This is a genomic window from Arthrobacter sp. BL-252-APC-1A (genome assembly GCF_009696625.1).
Lineage (GTDB): Bacteria > Actinomycetota > Actinomycetes > Actinomycetales > Micrococcaceae > Arthrobacter_B.
This window is the reverse complement of sequence record NZ_VULS01000008.1, coordinates 160,758-176,150: the sequence shown is the minus strand read 5'-3', so window position 1 is coordinate 176,150 and position 15,393 is coordinate 160,758. Positions and strand designations below refer to the sequence as shown.

The 15,393-nt window shown below is 63.6% G+C and carries 14 protein-coding genes, 1 tRNA gene and 1 other RNA gene; 8 read left to right on the top strand and 8 right to left on the bottom strand.

Features of this window, described 5'->3' with window-relative positions; all coding sequences use genetic code 11:
- Nucleotides 1-273 precede the first annotated feature (273 nt).
- The gene (locus FYJ28_RS13210) at nt 274-1,584 is read left to right on the top strand and encodes a DUF2252 domain-containing protein (protein WP_326831709.1); all 1,311 of its coding nucleotides are present in this window, start codon (nt 274-276) and stop codon (nt 1,582-1,584) included.
- A 171-nt stretch (nt 1,585-1,755) separates the two neighbouring features.
- Nucleotides 1,756-3,192, top strand: coding sequence for an NADP-dependent phosphogluconate dehydrogenase (gene gndA / locus FYJ28_RS13205; RefSeq protein WP_154579587.1), 1,437 nt, complete (start codon nt 1,756-1,758; stop codon nt 3,190-3,192).
- Between the two features lie 76 nt (nt 3,193-3,268).
- Here gndA and epsC read toward each other — a convergent pair whose 3' ends face one another.
- The 3 genes from epsC to msrA form a co-directional block, all read right to left on the bottom strand.
- Nucleotides 3,269-3,853, bottom strand: a complete 585-nt coding sequence (gene epsC / locus FYJ28_RS13200; RefSeq protein WP_055240841.1) for a serine O-acetyltransferase EpsC — start codon at nt 3,851-3,853, stop codon at nt 3,269-3,271.
- A gap of 46 nt (nt 3,854-3,899) precedes the next feature.
- Complete coding sequence (gene cysK, locus FYJ28_RS13195) at nt 3,900-4,835, bottom strand: cysteine synthase A (RefSeq protein WP_055242150.1); 936 nt, start codon at nt 4,833-4,835, stop codon at nt 3,900-3,902.
- Nucleotides 4,836-4,918: 83 nt separating this feature from the next.
- The gene (gene msrA, locus FYJ28_RS13190) at nt 4,919-5,443 is read right to left on the bottom strand and encodes a peptide-methionine (S)-S-oxide reductase MsrA (protein ID WP_154579586.1); all 525 of its coding nucleotides are present in this window, start codon (nt 5,441-5,443) and stop codon (nt 4,919-4,921) included.
- Between the two features lie 135 nt (nt 5,444-5,578).
- Here msrA and FYJ28_RS13185 point away from each other — a divergent pair, with 135 nt between their 5' ends.
- The 3 genes from FYJ28_RS13185 (at nt 5,579) to FYJ28_RS13175 (ending at nt 8,268) form a co-directional block, all read left to right on the top strand.
- Entirely contained in the window at nt 5,579-6,496 is a 918-nt protein-coding gene (locus FYJ28_RS13185; RefSeq protein ID WP_154579585.1) for a Nif3-like dinuclear metal center hexameric protein, read from the top strand.
- A gap of 74 nt (nt 6,497-6,570) precedes the next feature.
- Nucleotides 6,571-7,311, top strand: a complete 741-nt coding sequence (locus FYJ28_RS13180; protein ID WP_055240844.1) for a zinc ribbon domain-containing protein — start codon at nt 6,571-6,573, stop codon at nt 7,309-7,311.
- A 3-nt stretch (nt 7,312-7,314) separates the two neighbouring features.
- A complete protein-coding gene (locus FYJ28_RS13175; RefSeq protein ID WP_326831708.1) occupies nt 7,315-8,268 on the top strand; it encodes a reverse transcriptase-like protein in 954 nt (317 codons plus the stop codon).
- A 15-nt stretch (nt 8,269-8,283) separates the two neighbouring features.
- Here the strand turns inward: FYJ28_RS13175 and FYJ28_RS13170 are convergent, their stop codons facing one another.
- Nucleotides 8,284-9,054 (bottom strand): YaaA family protein, encoded by a 771-nt coding sequence (locus tag FYJ28_RS13170; RefSeq protein ID WP_326831707.1) that lies wholly within the window; start codon nt 9,052-9,054, stop codon nt 8,284-8,286.
- A 44-nt stretch (nt 9,055-9,098) separates the two neighbouring features.
- On the opposite strand from FYJ28_RS13170, the gene rnpB reads away from it, so the two are divergent.
- The 3 genes from rnpB to FYJ28_RS13155 all read left to right on the top strand — a co-directional run bounded on the left by rnpB (nt 9,099) and on the right by FYJ28_RS13155 (nt 12,609).
- An RNA gene (rnpB, locus tag FYJ28_RS13165) (RNase P RNA component class A) lies at nt 9,099-9,481 on the top strand.
- 138 nt (nt 9,482-9,619) lie between these two features.
- A complete protein-coding gene (locus tag FYJ28_RS13160; protein ID WP_154579582.1) occupies nt 9,620-10,924 on the top strand; it encodes an MFS transporter in 1,305 nt (434 codons plus the stop codon).
- A 218-nt stretch (nt 10,925-11,142) separates the two neighbouring features.
- Complete coding sequence (locus tag FYJ28_RS13155) at nt 11,143-12,609, top strand: glyceraldehyde-3-phosphate dehydrogenase (protein WP_326831706.1); 1,467 nt, start codon at nt 11,143-11,145, stop codon at nt 12,607-12,609.
- 71 nt (nt 12,610-12,680) lie between these two features.
- Here the strand turns inward: FYJ28_RS13155 and FYJ28_RS13150 are convergent, their stop codons facing one another.
- From FYJ28_RS13150 to orn, 4 genes are all read right to left on the bottom strand, one after another.
- Nucleotides 12,681-13,253, bottom strand: coding sequence for a peptide deformylase (locus tag FYJ28_RS13150; protein ID WP_154579581.1), 573 nt, complete (start codon nt 13,251-13,253; stop codon nt 12,681-12,683).
- Nucleotides 13,250-14,437, bottom strand: coding sequence for an acyl-CoA dehydrogenase family protein (locus tag FYJ28_RS13145; RefSeq protein ID WP_195840674.1), 1,188 nt, complete (start codon nt 14,435-14,437; stop codon nt 13,250-13,252). Before FYJ28_RS13145 ends, FYJ28_RS13150 begins: the two co-directional genes overlap by 4 nt.
- A gap of 121 nt (nt 14,438-14,558) precedes the next feature.
- Nucleotides 14,559-14,631: transfer RNA gene (locus FYJ28_RS13140), tRNA-His, on the bottom strand.
- A gap of 143 nt (nt 14,632-14,774) precedes the next feature.
- Nucleotides 14,775-15,392 (bottom strand): oligoribonuclease, encoded by a 618-nt coding sequence (orn, locus tag FYJ28_RS13135; RefSeq protein WP_082413496.1) that lies wholly within the window; start codon nt 15,390-15,392, stop codon nt 14,775-14,777.
- Nucleotide 15,393: the final 1 nt, after the last annotated feature.

The following is a 15,393-nucleotide window of genomic DNA, read 5'->3' as shown; positions in this document are numbered from 1 at the left end:
AGGTTGCCTTCCTGCCGGATGCCGCTGGTTCCGCAGGGTCTCCCGCAGACTGGACCAGGGCGGTATTCTGTGGGGGCTGTTTGCGGTGCGGCAGCGCCGCCGGCCTTCGGCCCGGACAGCACCCCAGCCTGCGAGAGGTCGCCGATCATGGTCAGGACCAGAACCAGTCATCTGAGCGTCGGAGCGCGTACGGACAATGGCCGGACACGGCGGGAAAAAACGCCGCGGTCAGTGCATGGAAACTGGGTCCCCGCTCCCCGAAGGCGGGACCCGGTGGCGCTTTTGGAGGAACAAAACCTTACCCGGGAACCGGACCTGGTGCCGGTCCGGCACGGCCGCATGATCGCCTCAGCCCTGACCTTCTACCGCGGAGCGGCCAAGATCATGGCCTCCGACCTCAAAGACATTCCCAGGAGCGGGCTGAGCGTCCAGCTCTGCGGGGACGCGCACCTGTCCAACTTTGGGGTGTTCGCCTCGCCTGAACGGCGCATGCTGTTTGACCTCAACGATTTCGACGAGACCCTTCCGGGGCCTTTCGAATACGACGTACTGCGGATGGGAGCGAGCTTCACGATCGCAGCCAGGAACAATCTTTTCAGCCCCGGACAGGCACACCTGATAACCACGGCGGCCCTTCGGTCCTACCGCGAAGCGATGCTCCGCTTCGCGACGATGGGCATCCTGGAAATCTGGTACGCCCGGCTGGAGGAACAGGATGTACTCAAAGCCATCCAGCTGGCAGTGGGCAGCAGCAAGGGAAGCGGCCGGAAGAAAGCTGCCAAACAGGCCGGTCTCATGGCAGAAAAGACTGTTCTCAAGGCGCGCTCCAGGGACAGCCTGCAGGCTCTGTCCAAACTGGCGGAACTGGTGGACGGGAAGTACCGCATAGTCAGCCAGCCACCCATCGTCATTCCGGCGCGGGACGCTCATGCTTCCTTCGGGATGTCGGCCGGCGAGCTTCGGCGGGCCGTCCACGAGCAGCTCAGGTCATACCGGGACACGCTCCAGGACGACCGAAGACAGCTCCTGGAACGTTTCGAATTCGTCGATGCAGCACGCAAGGTGGTGGGGGTAGGCAGCGTCGGCACCCGGTCCTTCATTGTCCTGCTGCAGGGCCGCGATTCCGGTGACCCGCTCTTCCTGCAGGTCAAGGAGGCGACCCGGTCCGTGCTGGAAGACCACCTTCCCGCCAGCCAGTACCGGCAGCCGGGCGAACGCATTGTCCAGGGCCAGCGCAGCATGCAGGCTGCGAGCGACCCGTTCCTGGGCTGGACCAAAGGAGTGCAGGCCAACCGGTTCATGTACTGGCGGCAGCTGCGGGACATGAAAGGTGCCGCGGCGGTGGAAGCGATGCGGCCCCTGGGCATGGAGTTCTATGCACAGTTGTGCGGCTGGACGCTGGCGCGGGCCCACGCAAGAACGGGGGATCCGGTGGCAATGGCAGCCTATCTTGGCCGGGGCACGAAATTTGATGAGGCGGCTGCTGCATTCTGCGAACGTTACGCGGACCAGAATGACCGTGACTACCAGGCCTTTGCCGAAGCTGTGCGGTCCGGGCGGCTGAGCGCGGTGGAAGGCGTGTAACGGCCGGAACAGGCCGGTGCGGGATGCGCTGCGGGCTCCGGGGCCGGGCCTCCGCGCCGCGCCGTGTGGCGGCAGCTCCGCCGGGAGAATAGGCTGGAGGCTGAAGACGGCGTATACACACGCCGAGTCCGTGCTGCCGTCAGCGGCACCTGAAGAATCCTTGGAGTGAACTTGAGCGCACAAATCGGTGTGACCGGCCTGGCCGTGATGGGGGCCAACCTCGCCCGCAACCTGGCCCGGAACGGCTACACAGTGGCCCTGCACAACCGCTCGATCGAAAAGACTGACGCCCTGCTGGAGGCGCACGGTGACGAAGGGGACTTCATCCGGACGGAGTCGCTGCAGGAACTGGTGGATTCCCTGGAGAAGCCGCGCCGCGTGCTGATCATGGTCAAGGCCGGAGCACCCGTGGACTCGGTCATTGACCAGCTGGTGCCGCTGCTTGAACCGGGCGACATAGTGATCGACGCCGGCAACTCGCACTATGAGGACACCCGCCGCCGCGAAGCAGCGCTTGCCGAAAAGGATCTCCACTTTGTTGGCGTAGGGGTTTCCGGCGGCGAAGAAGGCGCCCTCCTGGGCCCGTCCATCATGCCCGGAGGCTCCCGCGAGTCCTACGATTCGCTCGGCCCGATGCTGGAGAAGATCTCAGCCAAGTACAACGGTGAGCCCTGCTGCACCTGGATTGGCACTGACGGCGCCGGACACTTCGTGAAGATGGTCCACAACGGCATCGAGTACGCAGACATGCAGGTTATCGGTGAGGCCTACGACCTGCTCCGTTCCGCGGCGGGAATTGAGCCGGCCGAGCAGGCCGAGATTTTCACCGAGTGGAACAAGGGCCAGCTGAGCTCCTTCCTGATCGAAATCACGGCAGAAGTCCTGGCGCATAAAGACGCACGGACCGGCAAGCCGTTCGTCGACGTCGTGGTGGATTCCGCCGGCCAAAAGGGCACCGGCCGCTGGACCGTCGTGTCCGGCCTGGACCTCGGTTCACCGGTGTCCGCTATCGCCGAGTCCGTCTTTGCCCGCGCCCTTTCCTCCCAGCGCGGCCAGCGCGAGGAAGCCCAGGGCATCCTCGCCGGCGAGGAAACCGCCGTCGAGCTCCCCGAGACGTTCGTCGAGGATGTGCGGCAGGCACTGTACGCCTCCAAGCTGGTCAGCTACGCCCAGGGCATGGACATGCTCACCGGGGCAGCGAAGACCTACGGCTGGGACCTGAAGCTGGATGAGATTGCCTCGCTCTGGCGTGCCGGCTGCATCATCCGCGCCGAGCTGCTGGACGACATCATGAAGGCCTACGCTGACGGCAAGGCTCCGGCAAACCTGCTGCTGGCTCCTGCGTTCGCCGAGTCCATTGCGGCCGCTGTCCCGGCCTGGCGCCGTGTTGTCTCCGTAGCCGTGCAGCTGGGAATCCCCGTACCGGTGTTCTCATCCTCACTGGCCTATTACGACGGCCTGCGGCGCAAGCGGCTGCCTGCAGCACTGACCCAGGGCCTGCGTGACCTCTTCGGTGCGCACACCTACAACCGGGTGGACGCCGAAGGCACCTTCCACACCCTGTGGGGCGGAGACCACTCCGAGGTTGAGGCAGTGGATACCCACTAGCACCCGAACAGCAAAAGGCCGGTTCCATCCCCGCAGGGATGGAACCGGCCTTTTGCTTGTTCTGTTCGAAATGTACCTAGATGTAGATCGCCGGATCCACGTACTCCGCCGGATCAACGGCGGGCTGGTTCATCTTCGGATCCCGGTGGCGCCACGTCGCCGGGATACCGGTGATGATCGAGTCCGCCGGCGCGTCCTTAACCACGACGGCGTTGGCCCCCACGGCGCTGTTTGCACCGATAGTGACCGGGCCCAGGATCTTCGCGCCGGCGCCTACGACGACGCCGTTGCACAGGGTGGGATGCCGCTTGACCTTGGCCAGGGACCGTCCGCCCAGCGTCACGCCGTGGTAGAGCATAACGTCGTCACCGATCTCCGCTGTTTCCCCGATGACCACGCCCATGCCGTGGTCAATGAAAAACCGCCGGCCGATTGTGGCACCCGGATGGATTTCGATTCCGGTGGCAAAACGCGCGAACTGCGAGAGGGCCCGTGCGGGGAAACGCAGTGCCGGGTTCGCCCACATCCTGTGGGTCAGGCGGTGGATCCAAATGGCATGGAGCCCTGAGTAGACAACGAGGTTCTCGAAGGATCCACGCGCCGCCGGATCATGGGATGCGGCAGCGGTGAGGTCTTCGCGCAGGCGGGACAGGAAACTCACGGGTGACTTTCTGCTTCGGGGTACCCGCCTATGCGGGCTCGGCTGGCTAGCCGCGGATGTCGTCGTAGAGGACGGTGGAGATGTAGCGTTCTCCGAAGTCGCAGACAACGGCCACGATCAGCTTACCGGCGTTTTCCGGGCGCTTCGCGAGCTCGAGGGCTGCCCAGACGATTGCGCCGGAGGAAATGCCGCCCAGGATACCTTCCTGGGTTCCCAGGGCACGCGCGGTGGACACGGAGTCCTCGATGGAGGCGTCGAAGACCTCATCGTAGATTTCAGTGTCGAGGATCTCGGGGATGAAGTTGGCGCCAATGCCCTGGATCTTGTGCGGGCCCGGGGAACCGCCGTTGAGGATTGCCGAGTCCTTGGGTTCCACGGCAACAATCTGCACGCCGGGCTTGCGCTCCTTCAGGACCTGGCCCACACCGGTCACGGTGCCGCCGGTGCCTACGCCGGCTACGAAGATGTCTACCTGGCCGTCGGTGTCGGCCCAGATCTCCTCGGCAGTTGTGGTGCGGTGGATCTCGGCGTTGGCCGCGTTGGCGAACTGCTGGGCCCAGATTGCATTGTCGGTGGTGGCGACGATCTCCTTGGCCTTCTCGACGGCTCCGCGCATGCCGTCAGCTCCCGGAGTCAGGACAATCTCTGCCCCGAAGGCGCGCAGCATGACGCGGCGCTCGGTGGACATGGTTTCCGGCATGGTCAGAATGACCTTGTAGCCGCGGGCAGCGCCCACCATTGCCAGGGCGATGCCTGTGTTGCCGGAGGTGCCTTCGACGATGGTCCCGCCCGGACGCAGCGCACCGGCCTTCTCAGCGGCGTCGACGATGGCCACGCCGATGCGGTCCTTGACCGAGTTGGCGGGGTTGTAGAACTCAAGCTTGACCGCGACATCCCCGGGCAGGCCTTCGGTGAGGCGGTTCAGGCGGACCAGCGGGGTACCGCCTACCAGCTGAGTGACGTCGTCGTAAATTCGTGCCATGTTTTTTGTCCTCTGTTCGAAAGCCGGTGAACCGGGAAGCGGAACGCTTGTTGCTTCAAGCGTATCCCCGCCCATTCAAAGGCTCAGTTGTCAAGCCATTCGGCGTAATATTTCCTGGCCTTCGCCAGCTTCGGATTGATGATTACCTGGCAGTAGCCCTGCTCCGGATGCTTGGCGTAAAAGTCCTGGTGGTACTCCTCAGCCCGGTGGAAAACGGGCAGCCGGGTAATTTCCGTCACGATCGGGTCGCTCCACAGGGCCTGGGCACGCTGGCGCGTCTTCTCCATCTCTTCCCGCTCTTCCTCGGTGCGGTAGAACATCGAGGAGCGGTACTGGGTGCCCACGTCGTAGCCCTGGCGGTTCAGGGTAGTCGGATCGTGGGAGATGAAGAACATGTCCAGGATGACTTCCGCCGGAATAACCTTCTCATCGAAGGTCACCTCAACGACTTCCGCGTGTCCGGTGATGCCGGAGCACACGCTCTCGTAGTCCGGATGGGCAGTAAAACCGCCGGTGTATCCGGAGACGACGCTCTGCACGCCGCGGGTCTTCTGGTAAATGGCGTCAAGGCACCAAAAGCAGCCTCCGCCAAGGACATAGGTCTTCATGCTTACGTATAAGCGTCCCAGGGGGCCAAAGATTCCCTTCCACACCCGTCATTCCGCCATTGGTTGTGCCCGGGGAAAGACCGCTGCCGTGTTCTCCGCCCCGGCGGCGCGGCGTGTGCGGTAGAACTTATACCTATGGAAACCCCACGCAACGGCGAACCCGAGGGAAGCAGCGACGAGCTACCTGACGAGGGCGGGCCGTCACCGGACTCACGCACACAGCCAAGTCTCGGTGACGTGCTCCTGGCGGTAGAGGAACTTTGGCCTGAATCCCTTGCCGAGGACTGGGACGCAGTTGGGCTGGTGGTTGGCAGGCCCGAGCGGACGGTGGAGCGGATCCTGTTCGCGGTCGACCCCACCCACGAGGTCATCGACGAAGCCCTTGAAGGGGGCGCAGACCTGCTCATCACGCATCACCCGCTGCTGCTCAAGGCCGTCCATTCCGTGGCCGGAACAGGTTTCAAGGGCGACGCCGTGCACCGCCTCATCGAGGGCGGCTGTGCACTGGTCACGGCGCATACCAACGGCGACAGCGCGGTTGGGGGAGTCTCCGACGTACTGGCCGATGCTTTCGGCCTGCAGGAGACCGTTCCCTTGGTACCTGCCGCCAACGGGCTGCCGGAGGAAGGCATCGGCAGGGTGGGCAACCTGCCCGACGTCACCACGCTGGGGGAATTTGCGGAACTTGTGTTCAGCATCATGCCTGCCGTCGCGGGCGGGGTGCGCGCGGCAGGGGACCCGCAGGGGCTCATTCGGCGGGTCGCCGTCTGCGGCGGGGCAGGGGACAGCCTGTTCGACGCCGTCCGGGCACAGCAGGCCGATGTATATGTCACTGCGGACCTTCGGCACCATCCTGCTTCCGAGGCCAGGGAAGCGGCTGTGAACGGCCGCCCGTACCTCATTGATGTTTCCCATTTCGGGAGTGAGTGGCTGTGGCTGACCCCCGCTGCCGGTGCCCTTGGGAACGTGCTGGCGGACCAGGGATTCGACGTCGAGATAAGGGTCAGTTCCCGCAACACCGATCCGTGGGACTTTGTGCTGACGCCGGGCTAGCCACGCCTGCCCGCCGGTGGCATAGGCTAGGAGGGCCGCACCAGTCAGGCAAGCGGATTATGTGGAGGTATTTGGTGGCAAAAGCATCATCGGCAGAGCAGCTCCGGCTGCTCGACCTGCAGGCGTTGGATTCCAAGATGAGGCAGCTGGATTCCCGGGCACGCAGCGTTCGGGAGAATCCCGATCTCAAGGCCCTGGCAGCCAAGGCAGCGGCGGCACGCTCCGCGCTGGGCGCAGCAGCCACCCAAAGTGCCGACATCGAGCGCGAACTTGCCCGCGCCGAGGCCGACGTAGCATCCGTCACGTCCCGCCTGGAGCGGGACCGGAAGCATTTGGACAGCGGAGCCGGCGGGTCCAAGGAACTGACGGCCCTGCAGAGCGAAATTGAGTCACTTACCCGCCGACGGTCCGACCTTGAAGACACCGAGCTCGAAGTCATGGAGCGGCTTGAATCTGTTCGCGGAGTCGAAGCCGAGCGCCGGGCAGAAGCAGCATCCGCTGAGACCGAAATGGCTGAGCTGGAAGCCAAGCGTGACGCCGAGCTGGCCGAAATCGAAGCCGAACGCGCCGAAACCATGCGGCAGCGCACCGAACTCGCAGGCCGTTTCGCTCCAGACCTGCTGGCTGTCTACGAACGGACCCTGGCGCGCCACGGTATTGGTGCTGCCCGTCTCTTCCACGGAACATCCGAGGGTTCAGGCATGCAGCTGAGCCCCGGTGACCTTGCGGATATCCGGAAGGCCGCGGACGACGACATTGTGTTCTGCCCGGACTCCGGGTGCATCCTGGTCCGTTCCTCGGAATGGGGCAGCTAAGCGGTGACCCTGTTCGACCCCTCGGACTCTGAAGTCCATGCCTCACCCGCGCCTTCCCGGCGCGTCCTGATAGTTGAAGCCGACGGCGGGTCCCGCGGTAATCCCGGCCACGCCGGCTACGGCGCGTTGGTCCGGGATCCGGAGACCAATGCCATCCTGGTGGAAAAGGCGGAGTACCTGGGCATCGTCTCCAACAACGTGGCCGAGTACTCCGGGCTTATTGCTGCGCTGGAACTGGCACATGAGATTGACCCTGACGCGTGGATCCTGGCGAAGATGGACTCCAAGCTCGTTGTTGAGCAGATGAGCGGCCGCTGGAAGATCAAGCACGAGGACATGCAGCGGCTCGCGGCGAAGGCCCGGTCAGTGGTCAACCCGCGGCGCGTGAAGTACCAGTGGATTCCGCGGGAAATCAACAAGGATGCAGACCGTCTCTCCAATGAAGCCATGGATGCCGGAATTGCCGGCGTGCCGTGGAAGGGCCGGGCCCTGCCTGGTGCTTCCGGCACTGATACAGAGGAAAACGGAAAGGCCGCCGCGGCTGCACCCGCTGATCCTGTTCCCACCGGTCGGCTGCACCACCTGGAGATTTGGGTGCCGGACTTCCCCCGGGCCGAAGCGAGCCTTGGCTGGCTCCTTGAACGGCTGGGGTATGTCCGCAGGGACTCCTGGTCCTCCGGAGCCAGCTGGATGGGCGCCGCAGGCTACATTGTCATCGAAGCCGGCACCGACGTCGCAGGGGAGCGCCACGAACGGACCCGGCCGGGCATGAACCATCTGGCTTTCGGCGCCGGTTCTCCTGCCGACGTCGACCTGCTGGCACGCCGCGCAGCGAGCCACGGATGGTCCCTGCTGTTCGCGGACAAGCACCCGCACGCAGGGGGAGCCGGGCACTACGCGGCGTACCTTGAGAACGCGGACGGTTTCGAAGTGGAGCTGGTGGCCGACCGCAGCTAGGAACTGCTCTCCTGCCTAATGCTCCCCGGGCAGGATCAGGTTCAGCTGGTACGGCTTGCGCCCCGCGGGCGCGAGGAGCTCAGCTTCCCACTTTTCCGCCGCGGCGGCCAGCAGTTCCTCCGCGGTTGCCGGCGCCTTTGAATCCCGGGCAAGCAGGTGCCGGGCAAGTTCCCCGCGCGTGCGCTTGGCAAAGTGGGAGACCACCTTGCGCTGGCCGTTCCGTACCTGGAAGACGTTCACTGCAGCGGTCCGCTCCGGCGCCGGCTGCCACGCTGCGGCATAGGTGCTGGAGCGGCAGTCAACAACAAGCTGTTCTTCGGCGTGCCTGTTCAACGGTTCCGTGAGGGCTGCTTTCCAGAACGCAGCCAGGCGGCCTATGCCCGGGAGCTTGGTACCCATCGACAACCGGTAGGCCGGGATGGCATCTCCGAAGCCGATTGCCCCCCAGAGGGCCGAAATGACAACGACTGCTTCATCCGCGGCGGCCTGCTGGCCGGGCGTCAGCGAATCGTAGCCAAGCGCGTCATACAGGACGCCGGAGTAGACCTGATGGGCCGGAGCGCAGGGCTCGCTTTCCAGGACAGTGTTCCGCTGGACTTCGGAAGCCAGGGACGCGCCTACGCCCAGCACCGTGTGTGCGTCCTGTGCGGCACTCGCGTCCATCAGGGCCGAGAGCACTTCCTTGCGGGCAGCGGCCAGTTCGGGAAAACGCAGCAGGTCCGGATTCAGGGCGGGACCGGACTGGGGGCGTGTTTTGCCCTCGGAGGGCGGCAGGAGGATCAGCACCAATTAATCCTAAGGTCCGGCGGCAGGTAGGATTGACCGCGGGACGGGTTGGCCAGGCAATCGCGTCAGGACGGTTTTCGGACCGGACCTGCCGAGGAAAGTCCGGGCTCCGAAGGGCAGGGTGGTGGGTAACGCCCACTCGGGGAAACCCGCAGGCCAGTGCCACAGAGAAAAGACCGCCCGCACTCGTGTGGGTAAGGGTGAAACGGTGGTGTAAGAGACCACCAGTGCCCCGGGTGACCGGGGCAGCTAGGTAAACCCCACCCGGAGCAAGGCCATACAGGATGCGTTTGAGGGCTGCCCGCCCGAGCATCCGGGTAGGCCGCTAGAGGGACCCGGCAACGGTTCCCCCAGATGGATGATTGCCACCTGCTGTTCCGGCAACGGAGCGCAGGTACAAAACCCGGCTTATCGGCCAGCCCGTCCCACTTCACCCGTATGGTCACCATGCCGGAAACCGACCGTGCATTATGTACACCCGAGTCGGCAGATACAAGCACACCTAAACGTTCTGAGGGAATTTAGGGTGACTTAGTTTTACCGGTACGGTGCGTCATGTGTCTGCATGAACCTCGGCTATTCTGTGTCGATGGTCATGCTCTCCGCACCCCGCAGGCACCTCGTGCTGCGCAACGCCAACTTCCGGGCGCTTTGGGTATCGTCGACCATGGGCATCCTGGGTGGCTCGGTGACGGCAGTGGTGCTGCCGGTCATTGCAGCTGTTGAGCTCGGTGCGAGCGACTTCGCCGTTGCTGCCCTCTCTGGAATGGTTTTTCTCCCCTGGCTTCTGTTCGGGCTGCCGGTCGGCGTCGTAGTGGACCGCCGCAGGCGCCGACCCGTCATTCTGGTTTCGCTGGTGGCCCGGGTCGTGCTGCTGGCAACCCTTCCAGTGGCGTATTGGCTCGGTGTCCTGACCACGGCGCAGCTTTTTGTGGTCTCATTCCTCGCAGGACTCGCTGCGGTCTACTTCACGCTCGCGGAAGCAGCACTGATTCCACGGGCCGTCTCCAAGGATGAACTGGTCGAAGGCAATGGTCTGATGACCGGATCCGGCGCATCGGCAGACGCAGTTGGCCGGGGACTGGGCGGCTGGATGACGCAGGCAGTTGGTGCTTCCAACTCGCTGCTCGTGCAGGTTGTCGCCTCAATCGCCTCATTTGTTGCCATCCTGGGTTTGAAGGTCCAGGAGACACTCCCGGTGAGCAGCGAAAAGCACCACATCTGGCGGGAAATGAATTCAGGGCTCCGCTACACACTAAGCACCACGCCGCTGCGTGTCCTGCTCCTGGTGGCTGCGCTCTGGAATCTCGGCGGCAACATCGTTGTGTCCCTGATTGTTCTCCTGGTGGTACGGACGCTTGGCGAAAACGGCACCTGGCTGGGTTTCCTGATGGCGGCCACCGCAGTAGGGGGCACCGTGGGCGGGCTCACCGTCAAGCGCCTCGCCGACCGGTTCGGGTCCGGAGTCGTGTGGCGGTATTCAATGTTCCCGGCTGCACTGGGGTACTGCACACTTCTGCTGATGACTCCCGGGTGGGGGATGCTGCCCGGTTTCTTCGGTATGTTCCTGACGGGACTGGCCATTTCCATGAACATCGTCGTCTCCACCAGTTTCCGCCAGCGGGTCTGTCCGCCGGAGATGATGGGGCGCCTGGGCTCTGCGACCCGCATGGTCAGCTGGGGAATGCTGGCTGTTGCGTCCCTGGTAGCCGGTGTACTGGCCACCACGGTTGGCGTTCGAGGCGGGATAATCCTCGGGATTGCCATCGCAGTCCTGGCGCCGGTGGTGGCGTCGATGGGTCCGCTCAAAGGCGTACAGCACCTGGAAGACCTCGAACCTGCCGCACCCGAGCCTGAGCGCGTGGCTTAGCCGGCACGGCCGAAACCCGCCGGCGGGCTGTGACGAACATCTCCCAGCCCCGTGCGAAGCTGTCTTTGTGGCCTAATACACTTGTAAGTGGTCCGTCGGCGTACCGTCTGCGCGGATCACAAGACCCAGCCCCTCTGCGGGCTTGCTCCGGCTGGCGCCGGGGGACTTACCAACCGGTCACAAAGCAGTGCCGGCTGAGACAAAGGATGTGAAGATCTGTGAGCCAGAAGTCCGATACCTGCCTGGATGCGTGGATGGACAGGGAAGCGATGGCAGAAGCCATGATCCCGCTCATTGGCCGGCTCTACCGGGAGAACAGTGTGGTCACCTCGGTTCACGGCCGTCCGCTGGTCAACCGCTCCGTCATCGACATCTTGAAGGCGCACCGTTTCGCCCGGCAGATTGACGACGTTGAGCTCCCGGTCGCCGAGACCCTGCCGATTCTCCAGGCCCTTACCGAACTCGAACTTGGTGCAGCGTCCGTAGACGTGGCCCGCATGAACGCCAAGTACCAGCGTGAAGGCAACGGCGCACCCCTGGTGGACTTCCTGCGTGCCGAACTGGCCGACGTCGCCGGCAAGCACGGTGCAGACGAGCGCACCAGCACGGATGTGGTCCTGTACGGTTTCGGCCGGATCGGCCGCCTCCTGGCGCGTATCCTCATTGACCACGAAGGCGGCGGCCACGGACTGCGGCTTCGGGCCATCGTGGTCCGCAAGGGTGCAGAAAACGACCTCGTGAAGCGGGCGAGCCTGCTGCGGCGCGACTCCGTCCACGGTGCGTTCCCCGGCACCATCACCGTGGATGAGGAGAACAACACCATCCTCGCCAACGGCACGCTGATCCAGGTGATCTACTCCAACGATCCGAGCACCGTCGACTACACGGCTTACGGCATCCATGACGCGATCGTCGTGGATAACACCGGCCGCTGGCGCGATGAGGACGGGCTGGCCCAGCACCTGCAGGCGAAGGGCGCTTCGCGCGTCCTGCTGACTGCTCCGGGCAAGGGCGACCTGAAGAACATCGTGCACGGCATCAACCACCAGGCCATCACGGATGAGGACAAGATCCTCTCGGCAGCGTCCTGCACCACGAATGCCATCACGCCGGTGCTGAAGGTCCTCAATGACAAGTTCGGCATTGTGAACGGACACGTGGAGACCGTCCACTCCTTCACCAACGACCAGAACCTGATCGACAACTTCCACAAGGGCGACCGCCGCGGGCGCTCCGCTGCGCTGAACATGGTCATCACCGAGACCGGTGCTGCAAAGGCCGTTGCCAAGGCACTTCCCGAACTGGCCGGAAAGCTCAGCGGCAACGCGATCCGTGTTCCCACCCCCGATGTTTCAATGGCCATCCTGAACGTGAACCTTGAAACTGAGACCACCAAGGAAGAGCTGAACACCTTCCTCCGCGAGACCTCGCTGAACTCCGAGCTGCACAAGCAGATCGACTACATCGATTCTCCGGAAGTTGTTTCCACGGACTTCGTCGGCTCCAAGCGCGCCGGCATTGTTGACGGCCTGGCAACGATTTCCAACGGCAGGAACGCCATTCTCTACGTCTGGTACGACAACGAGTACGGCTACAGCTGCCAGGTCATCCGGGTGCTGGAAGAAATGGCGCACGTGAATCCGCCCGCCTTCCCGCGCGCTGAAGAACTGGTCGCCAGCCTCTAGCCAGCCGGCAGCAGCGAAAAAGTGCCCCGCCCCGGAAACCCGGGCGGGGCACTTTTTTTGGACCGGCGTTCCTAGTGGCCGAACGGATCCGGGTCCACACCCGGCATCCAGCTCAGTCCCGGAACGTTCCAGCCGTTGGACTTGAGTGTTTTGCGTGCCTTGCGGCCCCACCGGTCGTTCAGCCGGTCCACGTAGAGTTTCCCGTCCAAATGGTCGTATTCGTGCTGGAGCACGCGGGCAAACCAGCCGGTTGCCTCGAACTGCACCGGAACACCGTTCTCGTCGAAACCGGATACCCGTGCCCAGTCCGCGCGGGTCAGCGGGAAGTTCTCGCCGGGAACGGAAAGGCAGCCCTCGGTGTCTTCATCCGGATCCGGCGCAGACCCGGGAACCTTGGTGGTCAGCAGTACAGGATTGACGACGACGCCGCGGTCCGGCGCGTCGTCGTCGTTGGCAAAGTCGAAGGTAAAGATGCGCAGGCCCACACCAACCTGGGGAGCGGCAAGCCCCACTCCGTTGGCGACGTCCATCGTTTCGTACATATCTGCCACCAGGGTGCGCAGCGAACCGTCGAATGCGGTTACCTCAGCGGCACGGCGGTGCAGTACGGGCTCACCGTATATAACGATTGGGCGGACGGTCATGGGTTCTGCTTTCCTTCCTGGGTGGCGGGCCGGGTAATGCTGCGGCCTATTACTTCACGCATGATTTCAGAGGTCCCGCCAAAGATGGTCAGCAGACGGGCAGCCAGGAATGCCTGTGCCACGGGGTACTCCATGATGTAACCGTAGCCGCCGTGCAGCTGCAGGCACCGGTCGGTTACTGACTTGGCCCGTTCGCTCGCCCAAAGTTTCACCTTGGCGGCGGAGACCGCGTCCAGTGCCCCGGAGTTGAAGGCCTGCACCGCAGAATCAACGTAGGATTCGGTGACTTCAACTTCCGTGAGGATGTCCGCCAGTGCGAAACGCGTGTTCTGGAAGTCGCTGATCCTCGCTCCGAATGCGCCACGCTCTGCTGTATAGGCTGCGGTGGCCTCATAGACGGTCCGTGCCACAGCAGAGGACGCAACGGCAATAGCCAGGCGGCCCTGTGGCAGTTGTCCGGCGGCATATTCGAGCCCACGGCCCTCCTCGCCCACGAGATTCACCTCCGGCACCAGCACATCGTCGAAGTACAGTTCGGCGGTGTCCGAGGCTTTGAGTCCCATTTTGTCCAGCTGGCGGCCGGTGGTGTAGCCCGCGGTTTTCTCCACCATGAACATGCTGAAGGACTTTGGTCCGCCTCGTCCGGTGCCGCCGTCGGTCCGTGCAAGTACCAGTGCTGCGTCGCCGCTGATGCCGTTGCCGATGAATGTCTTCTGGCCGTTAAGGATCCAGTTCCCGTCAGGGCTGCGGACCGCCCTGGTACGGATGCCGCGCAGGTCGCTGCCGGCCCCGGGCTCAGTCCAGGCCACGGAGGTTACTTTGTCCCCGCTGACCATCTGCGGCAGCCAGCGTTCCTTTAGCTCAGCTGACCCGTAGGCGAGCAGGTGGGGGAGGACCATATCGTCATGGAGATGGAACGCGAGCCCCACTGCAAGGTGGTTTGCGCGGGCGAACTCCTCGTCCAGGACAACGCGGTACCGGTAGTCGGGCATGCCTGCACCACCGAACTCTTCGGGGACGGCCAGGCCCAGCAGCCCTTGTTCTCCGGCGGCCTTCCAGAGACGGCGCGGCATCATGTGCTCGGTTTCCCAGGTAGGGTACCCCGGAGCAACTTCACGGCTGTTGAACTCGCGTGCCAGGTCGCGGAACAGTTCGTGGTCTTCTTCGAAAAGCGTGCGTTCCAACGCGCCGCCTCCTTGTTCTTGCCTAGGTTCTTTCCTGCCGGCGTTTCGCGGGGACACGTAAAAGGCCGCCCCGGACAAATCCGAGGCGGCCTTCCTTGAAGCTGTTAACCAGCCTCTTCCGGGTGAGTAACGGGGGTTGAACCCGCGACCTCCTGGACCACAACCAGGCGCTCTGCCAACTGAGCTATACCCACCATGTGCACTCAGATTATTTGTTTGCGAAGTCCAGGCGAGTGGTCTTCGCGAACTCATTTATCTGAGGCAGCGGATACAAGCTTACACGGTTTTTGGAGTGCTTCTGACACTCTGGTGCCTTAGGCCCCCAAATGTGATGCAGCTAACTGTCCGAGGCTGGGCTGCTGATCCGGGCTGCGATCTTTTTTGCCTCGGCAGAATCGGGTCCGGGGGCGGGTACAAAGATGGCGGCACGGTAGTAGCGCAGCTCGTTGATTGAGTCCTGGATATCACCCAGCGCACGGTGGCCGCCGTTCTTGGCCGGTGCCTGGAAGTACGCACGGGGGTACCAGCGCCGTGCGAGTTCCTTGATGGTTGATACGTCGATGATCCGGTAGTGCAGGTAGTCAATGACTTCAGGCATGTCGCGAGCCAGGAACATCCGGTCTGTCCCCACTGAATTGCCGGCCAGCTGGGCCTTCTTCGGTTCGGGAACCCACTTGGTGATGTACTCGATCACCTCTGCTTCGGCTTCTGCCAGCGTCATGCCGCCGGGCAGTTCATCAAGGAGCTTCGAAGTGGTGTGCATCTGGCGGACGAAGTCGCCCATCTGTTCCAGTGCGGCGTCTTCCGGCTTGATGACGACGTCGACGCCGTCACCGAGGATGTTCAATTCGGAGTCTGTCACCAGCACTGCGACCTCAATGAGGGCATCAGCGCTGATATCCAGCCCGGTCATTTCGCAGTCGATCCAGACAATGCGTTCGTTAGTTATTGGCACG

Bases quoted from the DNA above. Each gene is read 5' to 3' on its own strand.
- FYJ28_RS13185 (WP_154579585.1), top strand. From the start codon at position 5,579: ATGGAAACCCCACGCAACGGCGAACCCGAGGGAAGCAGCGACGAGCTA.
- msrA (WP_154579586.1), bottom strand. From the start codon at position 5,443: ATGAAGACCTATGTCCTTGGCGGAGGCTGCTTTTGGTGCCTTGACGCC.
- FYJ28_RS13150 (WP_154579581.1), bottom strand. From the start codon at position 13,253: ATGACCGTCCGCCCAATCGTTATATACGGTGAGCCCGTACTGCACCGC.
- cysK (WP_055242150.1), bottom strand. From the start codon at position 4,835: ATGGCACGAATTTACGACGACGTCACTCAGCTGGTAGGCGGTACCCCG.
- FYJ28_RS13160 (WP_154579582.1), top strand. From the start codon at position 9,620: ATGAACCTCGGCTATTCTGTGTCGATGGTCATGCTCTCCGCACCCCGC.